The organism is Streptosporangium sp. OZ121, from assembly GCF_051918885.1.
Classification (GTDB): domain Bacteria; phylum Actinomycetota; class Actinomycetes; order Streptosporangiales; family Streptosporangiaceae; genus Streptosporangium.
The window spans coordinates 156,529-176,179 of the sequence record NZ_JBPXMC010000003.1; the positions used below are offsets into that span (position 1 = coordinate 156,529).

At 71.6% G+C, this 19,651-nt stretch carries 18 protein-coding genes and 1 tRNA gene; 6 read left to right on the plus strand and 13 right to left on the minus strand.

All coding sequences use genetic code 11. From position 1 onward, the window contains the following. Nucleotides 1-43 precede the first annotated feature (43 nt). A complete protein-coding gene (locus tag ACTOQ1_RS08345) occupies nt 44-622 on the plus strand; it encodes a TetR/AcrR family transcriptional regulator (RefSeq protein ID WP_440065644.1) in 579 nt (192 codons plus the stop codon). A gap of 42 nt (nt 623-664) precedes the next feature. Here ACTOQ1_RS08345 and ACTOQ1_RS08350 read toward each other — a convergent pair whose 3' ends face one another. Further along, entirely contained in the window at nt 665-1,267 is a 603-nt protein-coding gene (locus tag ACTOQ1_RS08350) for a GNAT family N-acetyltransferase (RefSeq protein WP_440065646.1), read from the minus strand. Nucleotides 1,268-1,311: 44 nt separating this feature from the next. Then, nucleotides 1,312-1,908, minus strand: coding sequence for a YdeI/OmpD-associated family protein (locus ACTOQ1_RS08355; protein ID WP_440065647.1), 597 nt, complete (start codon nt 1,906-1,908; stop codon nt 1,312-1,314). 76 nt (nt 1,909-1,984) lie between these two features. On the opposite strand from ACTOQ1_RS08355, the gene ACTOQ1_RS08360 reads away from it, so the two are divergent. The 3 genes from ACTOQ1_RS08360 to ACTOQ1_RS08370 all read left to right on the plus strand — a co-directional run bounded on the left by ACTOQ1_RS08360 (nt 1,985) and on the right by ACTOQ1_RS08370 (nt 5,634). After that, the gene (locus ACTOQ1_RS08360) at nt 1,985-3,187 is read left to right on the plus strand and encodes an acyl-CoA dehydrogenase family protein (protein WP_440065649.1); all 1,203 of its coding nucleotides are present in this window, start codon (nt 1,985-1,987) and stop codon (nt 3,185-3,187) included. A 177-nt stretch (nt 3,188-3,364) separates the two neighbouring features. Beyond that, a complete protein-coding gene (locus ACTOQ1_RS08365) occupies nt 3,365-4,540 on the plus strand; it encodes an acyl-CoA dehydrogenase family protein (RefSeq protein WP_440065651.1) in 1,176 nt (391 codons plus the stop codon). Continuing rightward, on the plus strand, nt 4,537-5,634 hold the full coding sequence (locus ACTOQ1_RS08370; protein ID WP_440065653.1) for an acyl-CoA dehydrogenase family protein: 1,098 nt from the start codon (nt 4,537-4,539) through the stop codon (nt 5,632-5,634). The genes ACTOQ1_RS08365 and ACTOQ1_RS08370 overlap by 4 nt, the downstream gene beginning before the upstream one ends. A 76-nt stretch (nt 5,635-5,710) precedes the next feature. On the opposite strand, the gene ACTOQ1_RS08375 is transcribed toward ACTOQ1_RS08370, so the two are convergent. Next, the gene (locus ACTOQ1_RS08375; protein ID WP_440065654.1) at nt 5,711-6,313 is read right to left on the minus strand and encodes a TetR/AcrR family transcriptional regulator; all 603 of its coding nucleotides are present in this window, start codon (nt 6,311-6,313) and stop codon (nt 5,711-5,713) included. A 224-nt stretch (nt 6,314-6,537) separates the two neighbouring features. Between ACTOQ1_RS08375 and ACTOQ1_RS08380 the strand changes: the two genes are divergently transcribed. Beyond that, entirely contained in the window at nt 6,538-7,275 is a 738-nt protein-coding gene (locus tag ACTOQ1_RS08380; RefSeq protein ID WP_440065655.1) for a nuclease-related domain-containing protein, read from the plus strand. Nucleotides 7,276-7,294: 19 nt separating this feature from the next. On the opposite strand, the gene ACTOQ1_RS08385 is transcribed toward ACTOQ1_RS08380, so the two are convergent. After that, entirely contained in the window at nt 7,295-8,665 is a 1,371-nt protein-coding gene (locus ACTOQ1_RS08385; protein ID WP_440065657.1) for a vWA domain-containing protein, read from the minus strand. Nucleotides 8,666-8,810: 145 nt separating this feature from the next. Next, nucleotides 8,811-9,662, minus strand: coding sequence for an AAA family ATPase (locus ACTOQ1_RS08390; RefSeq protein ID WP_440065661.1), 852 nt, complete (start codon nt 9,660-9,662; stop codon nt 8,811-8,813). Between the two features lie 135 nt (nt 9,663-9,797). On the opposite strand from ACTOQ1_RS08390, the gene ACTOQ1_RS08395 reads away from it, so the two are divergent. After that, nucleotides 9,798-9,871: transfer RNA gene (locus ACTOQ1_RS08395), tRNA-Lys, on the plus strand. Between the two features lie 203 nt (nt 9,872-10,074). Here the strand turns inward: ACTOQ1_RS08395 and ACTOQ1_RS08400 are convergent. From ACTOQ1_RS08400 to ACTOQ1_RS08435, 8 genes are all read right to left on the minus strand, one after another. Beyond that, nucleotides 10,075-11,253: a serine hydrolase domain-containing protein gene (locus ACTOQ1_RS08400; protein ID WP_440065662.1), complete on the minus strand. Its 1,179-nt coding sequence runs from the start codon at nt 11,251-11,253 to the stop codon at nt 10,075-10,077. Between the two features lie 114 nt (nt 11,254-11,367). After that, nucleotides 11,368-12,552: a chorismate synthase gene (gene aroC / locus ACTOQ1_RS08405; protein WP_440065664.1), complete on the minus strand. Its 1,185-nt coding sequence runs from the start codon at nt 12,550-12,552 to the stop codon at nt 11,368-11,370. Continuing rightward, on the minus strand, nt 12,549-13,757 hold the full coding sequence (locus tag ACTOQ1_RS08410) for a 3-hydroxybenzoate 6-monooxygenase (protein ID WP_440065665.1): 1,209 nt from the start codon (nt 13,755-13,757) through the stop codon (nt 12,549-12,551). The genes aroC and ACTOQ1_RS08410 overlap by 4 nt, the downstream gene beginning before the upstream one ends. Nucleotides 13,758-13,764: 7 nt before the next feature. Next, nucleotides 13,765-14,097 carry a hypothetical protein gene (locus tag ACTOQ1_RS08415; RefSeq protein WP_440065666.1) on the minus strand — a complete coding sequence of 111 codons (333 nt, stop codon included), beginning with the start codon at nt 14,095-14,097 and terminating at the stop codon, nt 13,765-13,767. A gap of 335 nt (nt 14,098-14,432) precedes the next feature. Next, a complete protein-coding gene (locus tag ACTOQ1_RS08420; RefSeq protein WP_440065668.1) occupies nt 14,433-16,889 on the minus strand; it encodes a non-ribosomal peptide synthetase in 2,457 nt (818 codons plus the stop codon). A gap of 38 nt (nt 16,890-16,927) precedes the next feature. Further along, nucleotides 16,928-18,091 carry a 3-deoxy-7-phosphoheptulonate synthase gene (locus tag ACTOQ1_RS08425; RefSeq protein ID WP_440065669.1) on the minus strand — a complete coding sequence of 388 codons (1,164 nt, stop codon included), beginning with the start codon at nt 18,089-18,091 and terminating at the stop codon, nt 16,928-16,930. Between the two features lie 25 nt (nt 18,092-18,116). Beyond that, nucleotides 18,117-19,139, minus strand: coding sequence for a ketoacyl-ACP synthase III family protein (locus ACTOQ1_RS08430; protein ID WP_440065670.1), 1,023 nt, complete (start codon nt 19,137-19,139; stop codon nt 18,117-18,119). Next, nucleotides 19,126-19,647: a type II toxin-antitoxin system RatA family toxin gene (locus tag ACTOQ1_RS08435; protein WP_440065671.1), complete on the minus strand. Its 522-nt coding sequence runs from the start codon at nt 19,645-19,647 to the stop codon at nt 19,126-19,128. Before ACTOQ1_RS08435 ends, ACTOQ1_RS08430 begins: the two co-directional genes overlap by 14 nt. Between the last annotated feature and the right edge of the window lie 4 nt (nt 19,648-19,651).

The following is a 19,651-nucleotide window of genomic DNA, read 5'->3' on the forward strand; positions in this document are numbered from 1 at the left end:
TATTACTACGCCTGTAGTTGAACTACAAATGTAGTATCGAAGGGTGAAGTCCCAACGCGCGGAGCTCGTCGCCGACACCGCCATCGCCCTGCTGGCGGATCGGGGAATGCGCGGCCTGACCCATCGAGCCGTGGACGAGGCGGCGGGTCTGCCACCGGGGTCGACCTCCAACCTGGCCCGCACCCGGTCCGCGCTCCTGGAGCTGGCCCTCGCGCGGCTCACCCAGCTGGAGTCGGCCGCGTTCGCGCCGATCCTCGAGTCTCCGGCGCCGGACGTGGTCGAAGCCCTCGCCGAGATGACGGCCCAGGCGCTCTGGACACAGCTGACCGTCGGCCGCCGCCGGACGGTCGCCCGCTACGAGCTGGCCCTCGAGGCCACCCGCCGCCCCGAGCTGCGCAGGATCTACGACAGGGCGGGTGAGCGCTTCCGCGCCCCCGCGGTCGCGATCCTCTCCGCCGCGGGGTCGTCCGACCCGGTAAGGCACGGGCGCCAGATCATCGCCTTCAGCGAGGGAGTGATCTTCGACGCCGTCATCGGCGCCGGAGCGGAACCGACCCTGGAGGACCTCCGGCTGGGGGTCAGGGAACTCCTGCGCGGCATGCTCGGCCGTGAGGGTCCGTAGGTCACGAACTGCGGGGCAGGCTCGGCCGTGAGGGTCCGTAGGTCACGAACTGCGGGGCAGGCGGGGCAGGCCGGTGAGGCGGGCGCGGTGGGCCGGCCACTCGTCGTCGAGGATGCTGAAATAGGCCGTGTCGCGCCAGGTGCCGTCGGCACGGCGGCGCTGGCGGCGCAGGGTGCCCTCGGCGACGCCGCCGAGGCGCCTGATCGCGTCCTGCGAGCGGACGTTCAGGTTGTCGGTCTTGAGCTGGACCCGGTTCACGCCCAGCTCGTCGAAGGCGTGGTCGATCAGCAGGACCTTGCACTCGGTGTTCACCGCGGAGCGCCACACGGACCTGCCGTACCAGGTCCAGCCGATCTCGATGCTGTCGGCGTACCCGGGGGTGTCGATGTAGGTGGTCCAGCCGACCGCGCGGCCGGTCTCCCTCAGGATCACCGCGAACGGCACGTGGTCCGGCGTCTCGATCAGCCGTACCGCGATCTCCGCCAGCTCGGCCTCGGTGCGCGGGGTCGGGGCGGGCATCCAGCGCCACACCTCGTCGTCGCCGCCACCGGCCAGGAACAGGTCGGGGAGGTGGCCGCCGGTCAGCGGCTCCAGCCGTACGGTCTCGCCTTCGAGGACGACGGGAACGGGCATCTTCGCGGTCATGGAGACGACCCTAGAACCTGCGGCGGACCTGCTCGAAGGTCCAATCAGGGAGTGTTCCCGGGAACCACTCGGCGCTCGAACTGCGTGAGCCTGCGTCCCGACGCGGAGTCCTCGATCAGCCGGATGAGACGCTTCTCCCTCGTCTCGGGCCGCTTCGCGGTGGTCACCCAGTGCAGCGCGGTCCTGCGATAACCGGGCGGCTGGCTCTGGAACCACTCCCACGCCGCCGCCTCCGCCCGGAAGCGGCGCGCCTGCTCCTCGTCCAGCGCGGCTTCCTCGGCCCGCTCGTGGGAGTAGATCACCGAGTTGTCCTCGGTCCGCTGCGCGAAGGCGAGCAGGCCCGCGGGACGCATCAGGCCGCGCTCGGTCAGCTCGGCGACCTTGGCGATGTTGACCGCGCTCCACGTGCTGCGCGCCTTGCGCGGCGTGAAGCGGATGCTGTAGCTCTCGGCGTCGACGGTCCTGCGGACGCCGTCGATCCAGCCGAAGCACAGGGCCTGCTCGACGGACTCGGGCCAGGTCATGCTCGGGCGGCCGGTGCCCTTCTTGAAGAAGCCCACCAGCAGTTCCTTCTCGGTCTCGTGGTGCGCCTCCAGCCAGGCGCGGAACTCCTCGGGGGTGGCGAAGAAGGCGGGGTCCATGGGGTCGAGCATAGAGGGCCTGTCGACAGACATACCGTCCGGTCGGTACCCTCACGGGAGACCGTGAGGAGGGGCCATGGATTTCGCGTTCGACGCCGAGACCGAGGAACTGCGGGGACGACTGCTCGGCTTCATGGACGAGTGCGTGTATCCGGTGGAGGAGGCCTTCGAGGCCCAGGCCGCCGAGAGCGGGTGGGCCACTCCGCCGCTGATGGAGGATCTCAAGCAGGAGGCGCGCAGGCGAAGCCTGTGGAACCTCTTCCTGCCGGGCGAGCACGGCGCGGGCCTGACCAACCTGCGGTACGCGCCGCTGGCCGAGATCATGGGCCGCTCGCCGAGGATCGCCCCGACCGCGACCAACTGCGCCGCCCCCGACACCGGCAACATGGAGGTCCTCTCCATGTTCGGCAGCGAGTGGCAGCGCAAGGAGTGGCTGGAACCGCTGCTGCGTGGCGAGATCCGGTCGGCGTTCGCGATGACCGAGCCCGACACCGCGTCCTCCGACGCCACGAACATCGCGCTGTCGATCGTCAGGGACGGCTCCGAGTACGTCGTCAACGGCCGTAAGTGGTTCGCCTCCGGCGCGATGAACCCCAACTGCAAGATCTTCATCGTGATGGGCAAGACCGACCCCGAGGCGTCCTCGCACCGGCAGCAGTCGATGATCCTGATGCCGCGCGACACGCCCGGCATGCACGTCAAGCGGGGCATGCACGTCTTCGGCTACTCCGACTCCGACCACGGCGGGCACGCCGAGATCGTGTTCGAGGACGCCAGGGTGCCGGTCGACAACCTGATCGGCGAGGAGGGCGGCGGCTTCGCGATCGCCCAGGCCCGCCTCGGGCCCGGCCGTATCCACCACTGCATGCGGCTGATCGGGATGGCCGAGCGGGCCGTCGAGATGATGTGCGTCCGGACCCTGTCGCGGAACGCGTTCGGCAAGCCGATCGCCCAGCAGGGTGTCGTCCAGGACTGGATCGCCGAGTCGCGGGTGAAGATCGAGCAACTCCGCCTGCTCGTGCTGAAGACCGCCTGGCTGATGGACACCGTGGGCAACCGGGGCGCCCACGCCGAGATCCAGGCCATCAAGATCGCCACTCCGCGCGACGTGGAGTGGATCCTGGACAAGGCGATCCAGTCCCACGGCGCCGGAGGCGTCAGCCAGGACTTCCCGCTGGCCGGCCTCTGGGCCGGCGCCCGCTCGCTGCGGCTCGCCGACGGGCCCGACGAGGTCCACAAGCGCTCCCTGGCCTACCGGGAGCTCAAAAAACACATGTGACCCGGCGTCGCTCCCGTCATCCCGTACACCCGGGGTGGCGAGGGGGCCGGGGCGCCCCGGAGGCGCGGGGCGCGCGAACCGATGACGGTCGGCTGACGGCCGACGAGGCTCGGCGGAGGCCGGCGAAGGTCGACACAGGTCGACGAGGATCGATGGAGATCGACGAAGGGAGCGTTCGTGGCGCTGGACGAGAAGGCGGTCAGGGAGCGCGCTGCCGCGTTCCTGGCCGGGCACGACCCCGCCGGGGACCGGCTGGAGTTCCTGCGGGCCAGGTTCGACGCCGGGCTGGCCTGGGTGCACTTCCCCGAGGGGCTCGGCGGGCTCGGAGCGGCGCGCGAGCTGCAGAGCGTCGTGGAGCGCGAGCTGGAGGGGACGCCGCAGATCAATCCCGGGCTGCAGACGATCGGGCTGGGGATGGCGGCGCCCACGATCCTGACGTTCGGCACCGACGAGCAGCGCAAGCGGTTCCTGCGCCCGCTGTGGACGGGCGAGGAGGTCTGGTGCCAGCTCTTCAGCGAGCCCGGCGCCGGTTCCGACCTGGCCACGCTCGGCACCCGCGCGGTCAGGGACGGCGACGAGTGGGTGGTGGACGGGCAGAAGGTGTGGACCTCCGGCGCCCACCACTCCCGCTGGGCGATCCTGGTCGCCAGGACCGACGTGGACGTGCCCAAGCACCGGGGGCTCACCTACTTCGTGTGCGACATGCACGCCCCCGGGGTCGAGGTCAGGCCGCTGCGGCAGATCACCGGCGAGGCCGAGTTCAACGAGGTCTTCCTCACCGGCGTACGGCTCGGTGACGACCTGCGGCTGGGAGAGGTCGGCGACGGCTGGCGGGTCGCGCAGACCACGCTCATGAACGAGCGGGTCGCCATCGGCGGCGCGCCGGTCCGGCGGGGCGGCGGCGTGGTCGGCCTGGTCTCCGACACCTGGCGCTCCCGGCCCGAGCTTCGCACCCACGACCTGCACCAGCGCCTGCTGCGCCTGTGGGTGGAGGCGGAGGTGACCCGCCTGGCCGGTACGCGCCTGCGCGAGCAGCTCTCCGCCGGGCAGCCCGGACCCGAGGGCTCCGGCATGAAGCTCGCCTTCGCCGACCTCAACCAGGCCCTGTCGGGGCTGGACGTGGAACTGCGCGGGGAGGAGGGCCTGCTCTACGACGACTGGACCTTCCGCCGCTCCGACGGCGTCGACTTCTTCGGCCGGGGCCCCGGATACCGCTACCTCCGCGCCAAGGGCAACTCCATCGAGGGCGGCACCTCGGAGATCCTGCGCAACATCATCGCCGAGCGCGTGCTCGGCCTCCCCTCGGAACCCCGCGTCGACAAGGACGTGCCCTGGAAGGACCTTCCGCGATGACCCTCCTGTACACCGAGGTAGAAGAGGAACTGCGCGCCTCCGTGCGGGATCTTCTCGCGGACCGCTGCGGGGCCGACGCCGTGTTGAAGCGCGCCGAGTCCGACGCGCCGTACGACATGGACCTGTGGAAGACGCTGTCCCGGGACATCGGGGTGGCGGGCCTGCTCGTGCCGGAGAATTACGGCGGGGCGGGGGCGTCGGCGCGGGAGGTCGCGGTGGTGCTGGAGGAGCTGGGGCGGGCGGTGGCGCCGCTGCCGTTCCTCACCAGCTCGGTGCTCGCCACCAAGGCCCTGCTGCGGGTCGGCGAGGAGGACCTGATCCAGGAACTCGCCTCGGGGGAGACGACGGCGGCGCTCGCGGTGCCGCTGTCGGCCTCGCCGTACCGGCCGCTGCCGGAGACCGTCACCGTCACGGACGGGGTCCTGAACGGGGAGATCAGGGCGGTGGCGGGCGCGGACGTGGCGGACGTGCTGCTGGTGCCCGTCGGGACGGCGCTCTTCCAGGTGGAGGCGGCGAACGTCCGGATCGACGTGGTGCCGTCGCTCGACCTGACGCGGCCGGTCGCCACCGTCACGTTCTCCGACACCCCCGCCGGTGAGGCGATCGGCAGGCTCGACGTGCGGGAGGTGCTGAACTTCGGTGCCGGCCTGCTCGCCTCCGAGCAGCTCGGGGTCGCCGAGTGGTGCCTGACCACGACGCTCTCCTACATCAAGGAGCGCCACCAGTTCGCCCGGCCGGTCGGTTCCTTCCAGGCGATCAAGCACCGGATGGCCGACCTCTGGCTGGACGTGGTGCGGGCCCGCGCCGCCGCGAGGAACGCGGCCGACCTGCTGGCCGCGGACTCCGGCGTGCCCTCCGAGGAGGCGATCCGGGACCGCGAGCTGGCGGCGGCGGTGGCCGCGTCGTGGTGTTCGGAGGTGGCGGTGCACGTCGCCGAGGAGAGCGTCCAGCTCCACGGGGGGATCGGGATGACCTGGGAGCACCCGGTGCACCTCTATCTCAAGCGCGCCAAGGCCACCGAGATCGCGTTCGGCACCCCCGGCGCCCACCGGGAGGCCGTGGCGGCCCTCGCGGACCTGCCCGGTCCGGCCTGACCGTGTGCCGGCACGATGACCCCCGGCTCCGTGCCGGGGGGCGTCGTGGAGTTCGTCGCCCCGCTCGGGCGGAGGGTCACGCGGGGAGTGCCGGCCGGTCCGGTCGCAGCGAGGTGAGCAGCAGGTCGGCGAAGTGCGCCCCCAGCTCGGGACCGGAGAGCGCGCCCTCCGCGCTGTACCAGGTGCCCAGGTGGTGGACGGAGCCGAAGAAGAAGTCGACGACGATGTCCGCGGGGACGTCGCTCCTGAAGGTGCCCTCGCGCTGCCCCTCGGTCACCAGGTCGCGGAAGCGCTCGTGATAGTTGCGCCGCTCGGCGCGGACGACCTTGCGGGTGTCGGGCGCGAGCAGGTGCATCGAGCGGAAGAAGATCTTGGAGTCGTCCAGGTTCTCCACCGTGGTCGTCACGACGTCCGCGGCGGCGGAGTGCAGGCGTGAGGCCACCGGCCCCGGGCCGTCGGCGAAGTGGGTCAGCCGCTCCATCTGCAGGCGCAGCACGCGCCCGTAGATCTCGTGGAGCAGGTCGTCCTTGGAGTCGAAGTAGTGGTACATGGCGCCCTTGGTGACGCCGGCCGCCGAGACGACCTCCTGCACTGACGTACTCTCGAAGCCTCGCTCGGCGAACAGACGTGTGGCCTCGCTGAGCAGGCGTTGCCGTACCGGCTCCTGGTCCTGAGTCATGCGTCCCCCATGGTGTGGTGAGGGAAAGCATACCGACTGGTCGGTTGCGCCGCTGATGGCTGGCGAATGTGTGTTACTTGCGTCACCTTCGCGATCCAGGGATAGCTGGAGCCCCCGATCGGGTATTTCATAGTCTAAGGATCTTCAGCGTGGCAGATCCCCCCTCCCATCCTTCCCGACCGTTCTAGCCATGGGGGTTCGCTATGCCGGGCGGATCTATCTACGTGACGCCAGTCGACCAGGTCCACGGCCTGTCGCCGCAGGTCATGTACGAGCAGTTCTGGATCAAGGAAGCCACCCAGCGCAGGAAGATGCGCGCGGTCAAGGCGGTGGCCGGCCTGGCGGTGGGCGTCGCGCTCGCCTACCGGTTCGACCTGTCCCCGCCGATCCTCGGGCTGCTGTGCGGCCTGCTCGTCGCCGCAGGGGACGCGTTCCTGACCTGGCGGGAGTACGACGCCACCGCCGTCTGGCGCGGCAGGCGCCGGGGTGAGGTCATCACCGGCAAGCTGCTCCGCCGCAAGCTGCGCAAGGACGGCTACCACATCCTCGAAGGCCGGGCCGTCCCGGGCAAGGCCTCGGTCGACCACCTCGTCATCGGCCCCGGTGGCGTCTGGGTGGTGGACAACGAGGCGTGGGACCCCGACACCGAGATCGCCCGGTACGGCGACCGGTTGTTCCTGGGTGAGAAGTACGGCACGAAGGTGGCCAAGGCACTCGTCGAGGTCTCCGAGTCGCTGGCCGAGATCCTCTCCCGCGAATCGGGCATCCCCGTCACCATCGAGCCCCTGATCGCCGTGCACGGCGGGGAGATCAGGCGGTCGGTCACCGCGGAGGGGATCACCCTTCTCAAGCCCCGCCTGGTCGCGCGCTGGATCCAGAAGGGGCCACGGGCCGACTTCGACGACGCCCAGGTCGAGGTCCTCGCCAGGACCGCCGCCCGGGTGCTGCGCCGCATGAGCTGACCGCGCCCGCCGCGTTCTCTCAGACGAGTGCCTCGATGAAGGCCGCCAGCTGCGCGGCGTTCCGGCACTCGTACATCGGCACGATCCCGCCGTACGCCGTCGCCAGCGAGTCGCCGCTGTCCCACTGGGCGGTCGGCTCCGGGTTGAGCCAGTAGGCGTGCCGGGCATCCCCGGCCAGTCGCCTCAGCGTCTCCAGCGCGGGCGGCTGGTAGTTGGACCGGGCGTCGCCCAGGATGAGCAGGGACGTCTTCGGCCCGATGGCGTCGCCGTACCGTTCGGCGAACCGCTCCAGCGCGTGGCCGTAGTCGGTCCGGCCGAACCGCACCATGTCGGCCTCCTTCGCCAGCCGGGTCATCGCCTCCACCACGTCGGCGCCCGGTACGAAGAACCGGGTGATCTCGTCCACGGTGTCCACGAACCCGAACGCGCGGACCTTGGTGAACTGCTCGCGCAGCGCGTACGTCAGCAGCAGGGTGAAATGCGCGAAGGAGGCGACCGAGTCGCTGGTGTCGCACAGGACGACCAGCTCGGGCTTGTGCGGGCGGCGCGGCCTGTTGAAGGTGGTGAGCGGCACCCCGCCGCTGGACAGCGAGGCCCGTACGGTCCTGCGGAAGTCGAGGCGGCCACGGTGGCCGAGCCGGTGCTTGACGGTCAGCCGGGCGGCGAGGCGGCGGGCGAGCGGGTGGACCTCCCGGCGGAGCCTGGCCAGGTCGGCCTTGGTGATCCGCAGGAAGTCGAGCTGTTCGAGCGGCGGGCGTACCGCGGAGCGGGCGATCCGCTCGATCCCGGAGTCCTCGGCGATCCGGCGGCGCACGTCGGCGGAGACGGCGTCCTCGAAGCGCCTGGTGTTCTCGCCGATCCGCTGCCGGGCGACCCTCTCCGCCAGCCCGCCGCGCTCCCGGCCCGCGAGGACCTCGGCGAGCAGCCGCGCCATGAGCGTCTCGGGAGAGAGCTCCCGCATCACCGGGTAGGAGAACCAGTTCTGCCTGCCGGGGCCCGCGGGCCGGCGGCCGAAGCGCTCCACCATCGCCCGCGCGAACTCGTTCATCCCCTCGGCGCCCAGCAGCAGCCCGGCCAGCCGGCCGCGCAGCTCGGAGACCTCGGCGGTCTCCAGGTCCGGCAGGCCCGGCAGGTCCGGCTCGGCCGCGCGCGGCGCCCGCAGGCCGGTCGTCGAGGCGGGGAACCACAGGTCGAACAGCGTGTCGAAGCCCGGCCGGTGCGAGGGCCGCTTGACCAGCGTCGCGGCGTACGCGGCCCGCAGCGACTCCCGCTCGGCCAGGTCGATCACCGCCAGCGCCCTGGCCGCGTCCAGGCCCTCGGCCGGAGACACCGGCAGCCCGGCCTCGCGCAGCGCGTGCACGAACCCCACGTGCCGGTCGAGCAGGCTCACCTCCGGCCTCCCGTCGCGTGGACCGGATCGCCCGGAACCCCGCGTGCCGGGCCGTTCGGGACGCCGGTCGCGGCCCTCCCGGTTCCCGGGGCCGTGCGGGCGGTGCCGGTCGCGGGGCTCTCCACGCTGTCGACCAGGGGGCCGGTCACAGCGCGAGTTCCTTGCGGGCCCGCGTCTGGTCGGAGGCGTGCTTGAGGACGACGCCGAGGGTGGCTCCGATCGCCGCCTCGTCGAGCTCGGTCCTGCCCAGCGCGATCAGGGTGTTGGCCCAGTCGATCGTCTCGGCGATCGAGGGCGACTTCTTCAGCTCCAGGGCGCGCAGGGTGGCGACCGTGCGGGCGAGCTGCTCGGCCAGGCTCGCCTCGATCGCGGGCACCTGGGCCAGCACGATGTCGCGCTCGCGCTCCGGCGTCGGATACTCCAGATGCAGGTAGAGGCAGCGCCGCTTCAGCGCCTCGGAGAGCTCGCGGGTCGCGTTGGAGGTCAGCACCACGTACGGCTTCCGTACGGCGGCGATCGTGCCGAGCTCGGGGATCGTGACCTGGTAGTCGGACAGGATCTCCAGCAGCAGCCCCTCCACCTCGACGTCGGCCTTGTCGATCTCGTCGATCAGCAGGACCGTCGGCGTCTCCGACCGGATCGCCGCGAGCAGCGGCCGCTCCAGCAGGAACTCCTCGGTGAAGATGTCGTCGTGCGTGGCGTCCCAGTCCTCGCCCTGCCCGGCCTGGATGCGCAGCAGCTGCTTCTTGTAGTTCCACTCGTACAGCGCCCTGGCCTCGTCCAGCCCCTCGTAGCACTGCAACCTGACCAGCCGGGCCCCGGTCGTCGCCGCCACGGCCTTGGCGAGCTGGGTCTTGCCCACCCCCGCGGGCCCCTCAGCGAGCAGTGGTTTGCCGAGCGCTCCCGCCAGGAAGACCGAGGTCGAGATGGAGTCGTCGGGGAGGTAGTCGACGGCGTCGAGCCGCTCGCCGGCGTCGCTCGGTGAGGCGAACCACATGTGTGCTCCCAGTACAGGACCGAATGTTGTTCTAGCTTAGCCGGTGATCGTCTCCGGCTCGCGATCGCCTTCGGCCGGCGGCGGTCGCCGATTTCGAAGCGCCGCCCGATGTGCGCTATTCTTCAAGGGCTTCAAGCGCCGCTAGCTCAGTTGGTTAGAGCAGCTGACTCTTAATCAGCGGGTCCGGGGTTCGAGTCCCTGGCGGCGCACCCTGATTTAGGTCGATGACATGGGCATTCTCGCCACCGGCGGGGATGCCCACAGTCGTTTCCTGGCCCGGGTGCGCTCGTACGGAACCATCCGGCCGGTGTCCGTACCCGGGTGACCGGGCGGCTTTCCGAAACGCCGGCACCCCCGCGTGCCGCCGGGGCGGCGCAGGGGCGACAGCGGCTCCGGGCAGCCGGGGAGGGCGCTACTTGGCGGCGCAGAGGGCGTCGTCGACGACCTTGATGACTTTCAGGGCCCCGGCCTCGGTGCTGGGCAGGGCGGTCACCGCGACCGCCGCCGCCCGGCCGTCGGTGGTGGCGGCGTCGCGAGTCTCGTAGCCGTCGATGTCGCCGCCGTGGCCCCACGCGGTGTCGCCGCAGCTCAGCTTCATCTTGACCACGCCGAGCCCGTACCGCCATCCCTCGGGGAACCCGGGGGCCTTGACCGTCTTCTTCATCTCCGCCAGCTGCGCGGGCTTGAGCAGCTTGCCGTCCAGGAGGGCGAGGAAGAAGGTGTTGAGGTCGTTCGGGGTGCCGATGAGCTGGCCGGCCGCGCCGCCCCAGGACGGGTCCATCGTGGTGATGTCGACGAACTCGCCCTTGGGCTTCCTGACCGTGTAGCCGCGGGGGTGCGGGCCCTTGATGGTCTGGTCGCCGACGCCCGGCCAGTAGGTGTCACGCAACCCGGCGCGGTCGATGACCCGCCTGGTGACCTCTTCGGCGATCGGCCGGCCGGTGACCTTCTGCACGACCAGGCCGAGCAGCAGGTAGCCGGTGTTGCTGTACTCCCAGCCCTTGCCCGGCCTGAACGACGCCTTGTGCCGCAGCGCCACGTCGATCATGTCCCTGGGCTCGACATAGCGGTGCTGGATCTCGAAGAAGTCCTGGTGCATGTAGCGGGTGTAGTTGGGCAGGCCGCTGGTGTGCTGGAGGAGCTGGCGAACCGTGATCTCACGGCCGTCGCCGGCCTTGCCGCGGACCAGCCCGGGCAGGTACTTCTCGACCGGCCCGTCCAGCTTGATCTTTCCCTCGCCGACGAGCTGCAGCACGACGGTGGCGACGAACGTCTTGGTGTTGCTGCCGGTGCGCACCCGGCCGTCGACCGGCACCTCCTCCCGCGTCTCCAGGTCGCCGACGCCCGCGGTGTAGCCGGTGACGCGCCCGTCGATGTCGCGCACCGAGGCCAGCGCGCCGGGGAACTCCTTGCCGATCAGCCCGTCGAGTGACTTCTGCACGCCGTCGTCGAAACCGGCGGCCGTGGACGCCGAGGCCGACGCCGAGGCGGAGGCCGTCGCCGCGACCGGCGCGGCGACGGTGCCGACGGCGATCATCGTGGCGAGCCCGCAGGCGAGGAGGCGGGAGCGGGGGGAGGAGGGCTTGTACATCGGAACTCCTTGTTCGAGGGTCACTTGCCGACCCCTGAAGCATGTCGCGGGGGAGATCATCGCTTCGATCCCGCGAGCTGGAGACTCCTGGTACAGCTGGCGCTACCTCGGTCGTCAGCCGACGGGCAGGTGGTCGAGGTAGCCCCGGACGTTGCGGCGGGTCTCGGCCACCGAGTCCCCGGCGAACTTCTCCGCCACCGCGTCCGCCAGGACGAGCGCGACCATCGCCTCGGCCACGATCCCGGCCGCCGGGACCGCGCACACGTCCGACCGCTGGTGGTGGGCCCGCGCCGGGGCGCCGGTGGTGACGTCCACGGTGGCCAGGGCCCGGGGCACGGTCGCGATCGGCTTCATCGCCGCCCGCACCCGCAGCGGTTCGCCGGTGCTCAGGCCGCCCTCGGTCCCGCCCGAACGCCCCGAGGCCCGCCTGACGCCCTCGCTCGTCGGCACGATCTCGTCGTGCGCCCTCGACCCCGGCGTACGGGCCAGCTCGAAGCCGTCCCCGACCTCGACACCCTTGATCGCCTGGATGCCCATCAGGGCGCACGCCAGCCGCGCGTCCAGACGCCTGTCCCAGTGCACGTGGGAGCCGAGCCCCACGGGGACCCCGTAGGCGAGGACCTCGACCACGCCGCCGAGCGTGTCACCGTCCCGGTGGGCCTGTTCGATCTCGGCGACCATCGCCTTGCTCGCGTCCGCGTCCAGGCAGCGCACCGGGTCGGCGTCCAGTCTCCCGGCGTCCCCGGGGGTGGGGAGGATCCCGCCGGGGGCCCTGGCGGAGGCCAGTTCCACGACGTGCGATACGAGCTCGATCCCGGCCGTCTCCCGCAGGTAGGAACGGGCCACCGCGCCCAGCGCGACCCGCGCCGCCGTCTCCCGCGCGCTGGCCCGCTCCAGGATCGGCCTGGCCTCGGCGAAACCGTACTTCTGCATGCCCGCCAGGTCCGCGTGGCCGGGCCGGGGCCGGGTCAGGGGGGCGTTGCGGGCCAGTCCCTCCAGCGCCTCGGGGGCGACCGGGTCGGCCGCCATGACCTGCTCCCACCTGGCCCACTCGGTGTTGCCCACCATGATCGCGACCGGTGAGCCCAGGGTCAGCCCGTGCCGTACGCCGCCGAGGACGGTCACCTCGTCCTTTTCGAACCTCATCCGCGCGCCCCGGCCGTACCCCAGCCGCCGCCTGGCGAGCGCGTCGGCCAGCATCGCGGTGGTGACCGGCACGCCGGCGGGCAGCCCCTCCAGGGTCGCCACCAGGGCGGGTCCGTGGGATTCCCCGGCGGTCAGCCAGCGCAGCCTGCTCATCGGGACGCTCCCGCGCTGAGGCTGAGAGCGCGGCTGAAGTCGCGGGCCCCGTGCAGCCAGGCCACCCTGTCGTGCAGGTCGTCCACGGTGAGGGAGGACAGCATCTCGTTGCGCGCCCGAGCCTCGGCGCCCGCCGGGTGGTAGAGCCGCGTCCCCAGCTCGCGGGCCACCAGCTGGGTCCTCGCCGCGCGCTCGCGCCGTTCGGCGTTGTACTTCTCCAGGCGCTGCGGGATCGCGTCCTCGTCCCAGTCGAGCAGCCTGCCGATCACCACCGCGTCCTCGAGGGCCATGCACGCGCCCTGGGCGGCGTACTGCAGCATCGGGTGCGCGGCGTCGCCGAGCAGGGCGACCCGCCCGTCGGTCCAGCGGTCGACAGGGTCGCGGTCGCACAGGACCCAGGTCCTCCACTCCTCGCCCAGCTCCAGCAGGTCGCGGGCCGTGTCGCTCAGGCCGGGGAACTCGCCCAGCACATGGGACCTGTCCACGGGCTCGCCGGTCACCTCCTCGCGGGCGCCGTCGTCCCGGGTGGCGGCCAGGTTCAGGAACCTGCCGCCGCCGATCGGGTAGTGGACGAAGTGCCACTTCGGGCCCGCCCAGAGGGTGACGGTGTTCCAGCGCAGCTCCTCGGGGACCTTCTCCATGGGGATGACCGAACGGTAGATGGTGTGCCCGGAGATCCGGGGCCCGCCGTCCCCGACGAGCTGCCGGCGGACGGCCGAGCGGATGCCGTCGGCCCCGACGAGGGCGGCGCCGGTGAACCGCTCTCCCGCGTCCGTGACGGCGGTGACACCGGCCGGGCCCTGCTCGTACCGGGTGACCGCCCGGCCGCCGAGCAGCTCGATGTCGCCGGACGCGCGGCAGGCGTCGAGCAGCGGCTGGTACAGGTCGCCCCGGTGGACCACCGCGTACGGGTTGCCGAACCGCCCCCGGTAGGCGCCGGTCAGCGGCATGCTGGCCACCCGCTCGCCCGTCGTGCCGTCCATGAAGCGCAGCTCGTCGATGAAGACCGCCCGGTCGCGCACGGCCTCGCCGACCCCGAGGCGGTCGAGCGCGTGGAAGGCGTTCGGCCCCAGCTGGATGCCCGCGCCCAGTTCGGCGAACGTGGCCTGGCGTTCCAGCACGGTCACCCGGTGTCCCCGATCGGCGACGCTCAGCGCCGCAGCGAGGCCGCCGATGCCACCACCGGCGATGAGAATCTTCGCCATGTCCTCGTCATCCCTCCAGGGCCAGGCCACGGCCCGCCAGTTCGGCGATGTCGAAGATGCCCTCGGTGGTGGCCTCCACCTCGAAGACGGAGCGCTGGACGGGCGGGAATCCGATCAGCTCGGCGGCCCTGGCCGGCAGCGGAACCGCCGCGGCCTCCGCCGACTCCCAGAGCAACACGGCGCCCCAGCGGTCGCTCCTCCGGTCGGAGATCCAGAACTTCAGGCGCAGGCCGGGAATCGTGGCGAACCGGTCCACCGCCTCGTCGCGCAGAAACGCGCGGAGCGATTCGACGGTCTGGTCCGAGTCCCGCAGATCCCACCAGACGATCGCGGCCTGCATACGCTTGACACCTCCGGAATTCGATTCTTCGTGCCGCTGTCTCCGGTGTTTTGTCCCCCGGATTCACGGCCATTGTTCGTTTTTCATCTATTACGGTAGGCCCCAGCTCAGGGCGGTACAACGGGCCGGTGATAAGACATTCTTCTCATGATGCGAACAAGAAGGAGCGGCGGCCGGAAAAGGTTCCAGGCATGAATGCGCGAGTGTCGGAAAGCGGCCGGGATGGATGGGGGGAAATATTGAGGACCGGCCCCGGTCCTTCGCCGGGTCCGGTCCTTTCCATCGGGTTCTTCGTACGGTCCTTTCCGTCGGGTTCCTTGTGCGCGAATCAGCGGTCAGCCCTTTTTCGCCTCCGCGATGGTGCGGGCCATCCGCTCGATGCTGGCCTCGTCGAACAGGTCGTCGATGTCGACGTCGGCGTCGAAGACCTCGCGGATCCGCTCGGTCAGGCGGGCCGCGCGCAGGGAGTCCCCGCCCAGCTCGAAGAAGTTGTCGAGGATGCCGATGCCCTCGAGTTCCAGCGTCTTCGCCCAGATCTGCTGCAGGGACCGCTCGATGTCGTCGCGCGGCTCCTGGTAGGGGCTGCCGACGTCCGGGCGGGACCGGGGCGGCTCGGGGAGCGCGGTCCGGTCGATCTTGCCGTTCGTCGTCGTCGGGAGACCGCCGATGACGTACGCCGCAGGCACCATGAACGAGGGAAGCGTCTGCTGCAGCGCCGCCCGGACGTCCCGGACCTCGGGGACGGGCCCGGGGCCCGGCTCGATGTAGGCCACCAGCTGGACGTCTCCCTGGCCGTCCTTCTTGGCCAGGACCGCCGCCTGGCCGACGCCCGGCTGGGCGGCCAGGACGGCCTCGATCTCGCCGAGGTGCACCCGGTTGCCGCGCACCTTGATCTGGTTGTCGGTACGGCCGACGATCTCGATGCTCCCGTCGGTCCAGTAGCGCGCCACGTCACCCGTCCGGTACAGCACCGGGTGGCGGACCCGGTCCATCGGGTTGGCGAGCCACTTCTCCGCGGTGGCCTCGGGCCGTCCCAGATACCCCCGCGACAGGCTCTCCCCGGCCACGAAGATCTCGCCGACGACTCCCGGCGGGAGGACTTCGAGGTTCTCGCCGAGCACGTACGCCTTGACGTTGGGCGTGGGCCGGCCGATCGGGGGCAGGCGGTGGGCGCGCCCCTCCTCGCCGAGGTCCACGCCGAGCTGGGTGATGTCGCACGTGGCCACCACCGTCGCCTCCGCTGAGCCGTACAGGTTGAACACGTGGAAGGGCAGGTCGGCGGAGGGCCACGACTGCACGCGCTCGCCGCAGATCCTGATGTTGACCAGCTCGGTCTCGGCGGGCCAGTGAAGCGTCCACAGCCGTTCGGCCATGGCCTTCATGAGCAGGGTGTGGGTGATCCGCTCCGAGACGAGCCAGTCGCGCAGCCACTCGGGCGACGTCACGACCGACGGCTCGGGGATGTGGACCGTGGCGCCCGCGGCCAGGACCGAGAAGCACTCGACCTCCACCATGCCGTAGCCGGGCGCCGCCAGCCACGTCCCGCGGGACCTCTCGGTGATGCCGCAGATCACGCGCATGCTGTAGATGAGGTTGCGGGCCGCGCCGTGCGGCACCATGACGGCCTTGGGCACCCCCGTGGAGCCGGAGGTGTAGCAGATGTGGATGAGGTCCTCTGCCTCCACCCGCTCGCTGACCGGGGTGGTGGGCTCCTCGCGCCAGTCCGCGTCGTCGAGCGAGAGCACCGGGCAGATCCCGGACACCTTGGACTCGTGGGCCGTCATGGTCAGCACCACCACGGCGGAGGCGTCCTCGATCATGAAGCGGACGCGGTCGTCGGGGAACTCGGGGTCCAGCAGGATCGCCGCCGCCGCCGTCTTGAAGCAGGCGAGCTGCGCGATCAGGCTCTCGGCGCCGCGCGGGAAGCAGACCCCGACCCGGTCGCGGGGGCGGACCCCCGCCGAGGCCAGCCGGTGGGCGAGCTGGTTGGCCTGGTCGTCGAGCTCGCGGAAGGTCAGCCGGCCACCGGGCCAGGCCACCGCGACCACGTCGGGCGTCCGGCGCGCGATGTCCGCGACGACCTCGTGGAAGAAGAGGCCGGGCACGGGCTCCTCCGTTCGGTTCCAGTCGACCAGGATGCGCCGCGACTCCTCCTCGGTGAGCAGGGCGACGTCCCGCAGCGCGACGGCCGGGTCGGCCGCCAGGGCGTCGAGGACCCGCCCCAGGTGCAGCGCGTACTGGGCGGCGGCGTCCGCGTCGAACTCCGCCCGGGACATCACGAGCTCAAGGCCGCCCCCGTCCCGGGTGAGCACGGTCAGCGCGGCACGCGGGCCCGGCTCCTCGCCGTTCGCGAAGCCGTCACTCGCGAAGCCGCCACTCGTGAAGCCCTCACTCGCGGAGATACCGTTCGCGGGGACGCCGTTCGGGGGCGCGTCACTCGCGGGGACGCCGTTCGCGGGAACGTCTCCCGTGGAGACGACGGCGTGACAGGCCTCGCCGGCGAACGGCTCCGCCCGCGTGGCGGCGATCGCGGACAGCAGGTCCGCGGCGGTCGTGTCCCCCGACACCCGCAGCCGGACGGTCCCGGCCGGACCCCGCCGCGCCCGCCGTCCGATCAGCAGCTCGGTCTCCCCCGTGTAGCGGTGGAGCAGGCCGGCCAGGGCCGCCACCGCGAACGTCTCACCGTCCGGGACGGCCTTCTCGGGAACGGGGATGGGGTGCCGGTGCGGCTCCCCGATCCGGTCGTCACCGGCGGGACGGGCGAGGGGAAGCGACGAGTTGGTCGTTTCCATGGGAATCGTTCCTCTCGAAATAGCGTGGGACAGGGGGCTCAGGCGAGGGCGGGCATCGAGGCGGGGAGAGCGGCCTCGGCCAGCAGGGGAGTGGTCTCGGCACCGGCCCGCCGGAGGGAACGCCCGGTCTCGGCGGCCGCGGCGAGCTCCTCGACCATCCGGGTGGTCTGCTCCCAGTCCACGCAGGCGTCGGTCACGCTCTGCCCGTACGCGAGGCGGTCCGTCCGCCCCAGGACCAGGTCCTGCCGGCCGGCGGCCAGGAAGCTCTCCAGCATGATCCCGGCGATGCCGGTCTCCCCGCCGGCGATCCGCCGCGCGATGTCCGAGGCGACGTGGGGCTGCCGCTCGTGGTCCTTGCCGCTGTTGCCGTGGCTGGCGTCGATGAAGAGGCGCTGGGGCAGTCCCGCCCTCCCCAGCAGTTCGAGGGCGTTCGCCACGTCGGAGGGTCCGTAGTTCGGGGCCGTGCTGCCGCCGCGCAGGACGACGTGGCACTCGGGGTTCCCGCTGGTGGCGACGATCGAGGCGACGCCCTCGTCGTCGATGCCCGGGAACACGTGCCCCTTGGAGGCCGCGACGATGGCGTCGACCGCGTCCTCCACGTGGCCGCTCGTCGCGTTCTTGATGCCGACGGGCATGCTGAGCCCGCTGGTGAGCTGCCGGTGCACCTGGCTCTGGACGGTGCGGGCACCGATCGACCCCCAGGACACGGCGTCGGAGAAGTAGAGGGGGGTCAGCGGGTCGAGGAACTCGCAGCCGATCGGCAGGCCGGTCTCCAGGATGTCCACCATCAGGCTTCTCGCCAGGCGCAGCCCGCTGTTGAGGTCGTGCGAGCCGTCGAGGTGGGGGTCGCTGATGAGCCCCTTCCAGCCGAGGCGGGTCCGCGGCTTCTCCATGTAGACCCGCATGACGACCACGAGCGAGCCGGACACCTGCCGTGCGAGGTCGGACAGCCGCTCGGCGTAGGTCAGGGCGGCGCGGGGGTCGTGGATGGAACACGGGCCGGCGACCACGACGAGCCGGTCGTCCTGGCCGCTCAGCACCTGGGCGACCTCGTACCGGCCGTTGAGGACGGTCTCCCCGGCGGCGGGCGACAGCGGGATCTCCTCCCGCAGCGTCGCGGGCGGGAGAAGCGGCTCGACCGGGGTGACCCGGGAGTAGAGAGAGGGGGTGGGAGACGCGTCGGGGGTCTGGGTGACGGTCATGACGGGGTTCCTTCCTGTGGGGTGATCAGGCGCCGCGCGCCTCGAGGACGGCCGCGGAGAATGTGAATCCCATGCCGGTACCGATGAGGAGCACCCGCTTTCCCGGCTCCAGAAGGTTCTCTTTCAACAGGTGGTCCAGGCCGTAGAGCTGGTCGGCGGGGCCGAGGTGGCCGATCGTGAGCCCGAGCTCGGCCAGGGTGTTACCGGGAACGGCGTCCAGTGGTCGTACGAAGCTCTCCTTGAACAGGGCCCGCCCGACGAACGGCGTGACGAGCCAGTCGATCCCGTCCATGGACAGGCCGGCGTCGGACAGCGCCCGGGAGACGACGCCGGCTGTCCCGGCCGCCGACCTGGCGCGGACGTCGCGCAGCGACAGCTCGCCGCGGGCCAGGAACTCCCGGGTCCTGCGCCTCATGTCGGGCCGCGGCTCGGGGGCCGTGCGGAACGGCTCGTCGCCGCGCGAGAGGCCTTCGAGGGCCGCGTCGGTCTCCGACGCGCAGGACAGCAGCCTCAGCCGGCCATCGCCGCGCGTGACCACCGCCGACGCGGCACCGTCACCGAAGACCATGCCGGGGGAGAGGTACCAGCGGTCGGTGGGCGGGGCGAACCGGTCCGCGACCGTGATGAGGGCGGAGGGGAGCTCGGGGCGTCCCGCCAGCATGCTCGCCGCGATCTCCAGGCAGGCCAGGGAGCCGTTCGACGCCGCCGAGACGGTCATCGGCATCCCGGCCATCCGGGTGCCCAGCAGTTCCCCGCCGATCCAGCAGGCCGCGGGCCACATGTCGACGCCCTGGAAGTGGCTGTGGCTGTGCAGGTAGAGCGTGTCGGGACCGATCTCCGTCCCGCAGGCCGCGGCCTCCTTGAGCGCCTGCCTTCCCGCGGTCACGGCCATCTCGGGGGGAGCGTCCGCGGACTGGGAGACGGAGACCATCCCGGTGCTCTCCGCGACCTCGGCCGAGTAGGAGCCGTCCTCGACGGCCCGGCCTATCGGCACCAGGTCGCCGAGCGTGCCGCCCGTGCCGGAGATCCAGATGTCATCGAATCGCATCGCTGAGCGTCCTTTCCGTGCCGGAGGTGCCGGAGATGCCGGAGGCCTCGGGGACGTCCCACAGGTACTCGCCGCCCGCGGTGACGTGGATCGGCCCGCAGATCCCGTCGAGGATCCGCCGGACGCTGCGGAGCAGCACCCGTCCGACGGCCGTGTCGATCGCGCCCGCCAGGTGCGGGACGCTCGTGGAGTAGTCCACCTGGAAGGTGACCTCGCAGCCCTCGGCGAGGTCCTCGGTCGTCCAGGAGCCCCTGAACTCGTGGAAGTCGCCGGTGACCTGCTCGAACTCGATCCGGTACGGCTGCGCGCCGACCAGGTGGCGGCTGTGCTGGACCCACTCGGCCGTGCCGCCGCGGAAGGCGAGGACCCACTGACGGAGCCCGCCGCCGAGGTCCTCGACGGAGAGGATGTCCGGGGCGCACGACGGGAACGCCCGGTCGTCGCCGAGCTGCTCGATCAGGTCCTCGGCCGAGCACCACACCTTGGCCTTAAAAATGCGAGATGTCATGGTA

Coding starts and splice junctions, on each gene's coding strand:
- ACTOQ1_RS08355 (WP_440065647.1), bottom strand. CDS start 1,908: ATGGACCCCGCCTTCTTCGCCACCCCCGAGGAGTTCCGCGCCTGGCTG.
- ACTOQ1_RS08390 (WP_440065661.1), bottom strand. CDS start 9,662: ATGTGGTTCGCCTCACCGAGCGACGCCGGCGAGCGGCTCGACGCCGTC.
- ACTOQ1_RS08430 (WP_440065670.1), bottom strand. CDS start 19,139: ATGCGATTCGATGACATCTGGATCTCCGGCACGGGCGGCACGCTCGGC.
- ACTOQ1_RS08375 (WP_440065654.1), bottom strand. CDS start 6,313: ATGACTCAGGACCAGGAGCCGGTACGGCAACGCCTGCTCAGCGAGGCC.
- ACTOQ1_RS08370 (WP_440065653.1), top strand. CDS start 4,537: ATGACCCTCCTGTACACCGAGGTAGAAGAGGAACTGCGCGCCTCCGTG.
- ACTOQ1_RS08410 (WP_440065665.1), bottom strand. CDS start 13,757: ATGGCGAAGATTCTCATCGCCGGTGGTGGCATCGGCGGCCTCGCTGCG.
- aroC (WP_440065664.1), bottom strand. CDS start 12,552: ATGAGCAGGCTGCGCTGGCTGACCGCCGGGGAATCCCACGGACCCGCC.
- ACTOQ1_RS08360 (WP_440065649.1), top strand. CDS start 1,985: ATGGATTTCGCGTTCGACGCCGAGACCGAGGAACTGCGGGGACGACTG.
- ACTOQ1_RS08425 (WP_440065669.1), bottom strand. CDS start 18,091: ATGACCGTCACCCAGACCCCCGACGCGTCTCCCACCCCCTCTCTCTAC.
- ACTOQ1_RS08435 (WP_440065671.1), bottom strand. CDS start 19,647: ATGACATCTCGCATTTTTAAGGCCAAGGTGTGGTGCTCGGCCGAGGAC.
- ACTOQ1_RS08350 (WP_440065646.1), bottom strand. CDS start 1,267: ATGACCGCGAAGATGCCCGTTCCCGTCGTCCTCGAAGGCGAGACCGTA.
- ACTOQ1_RS08415 (WP_440065666.1), bottom strand. CDS start 14,097: ATGCAGGCCGCGATCGTCTGGTGGGATCTGCGGGACTCGGACCAGACC.
- ACTOQ1_RS08420 (WP_440065668.1), bottom strand. CDS start 16,889: ATGGAAACGACCAACTCGTCGCTTCCCCTCGCCCGTCCCGCCGGTGAC.
- ACTOQ1_RS08400 (WP_440065662.1), bottom strand. CDS start 11,253: ATGTACAAGCCCTCCTCCCCCCGCTCCCGCCTCCTCGCCTGCGGGCTC.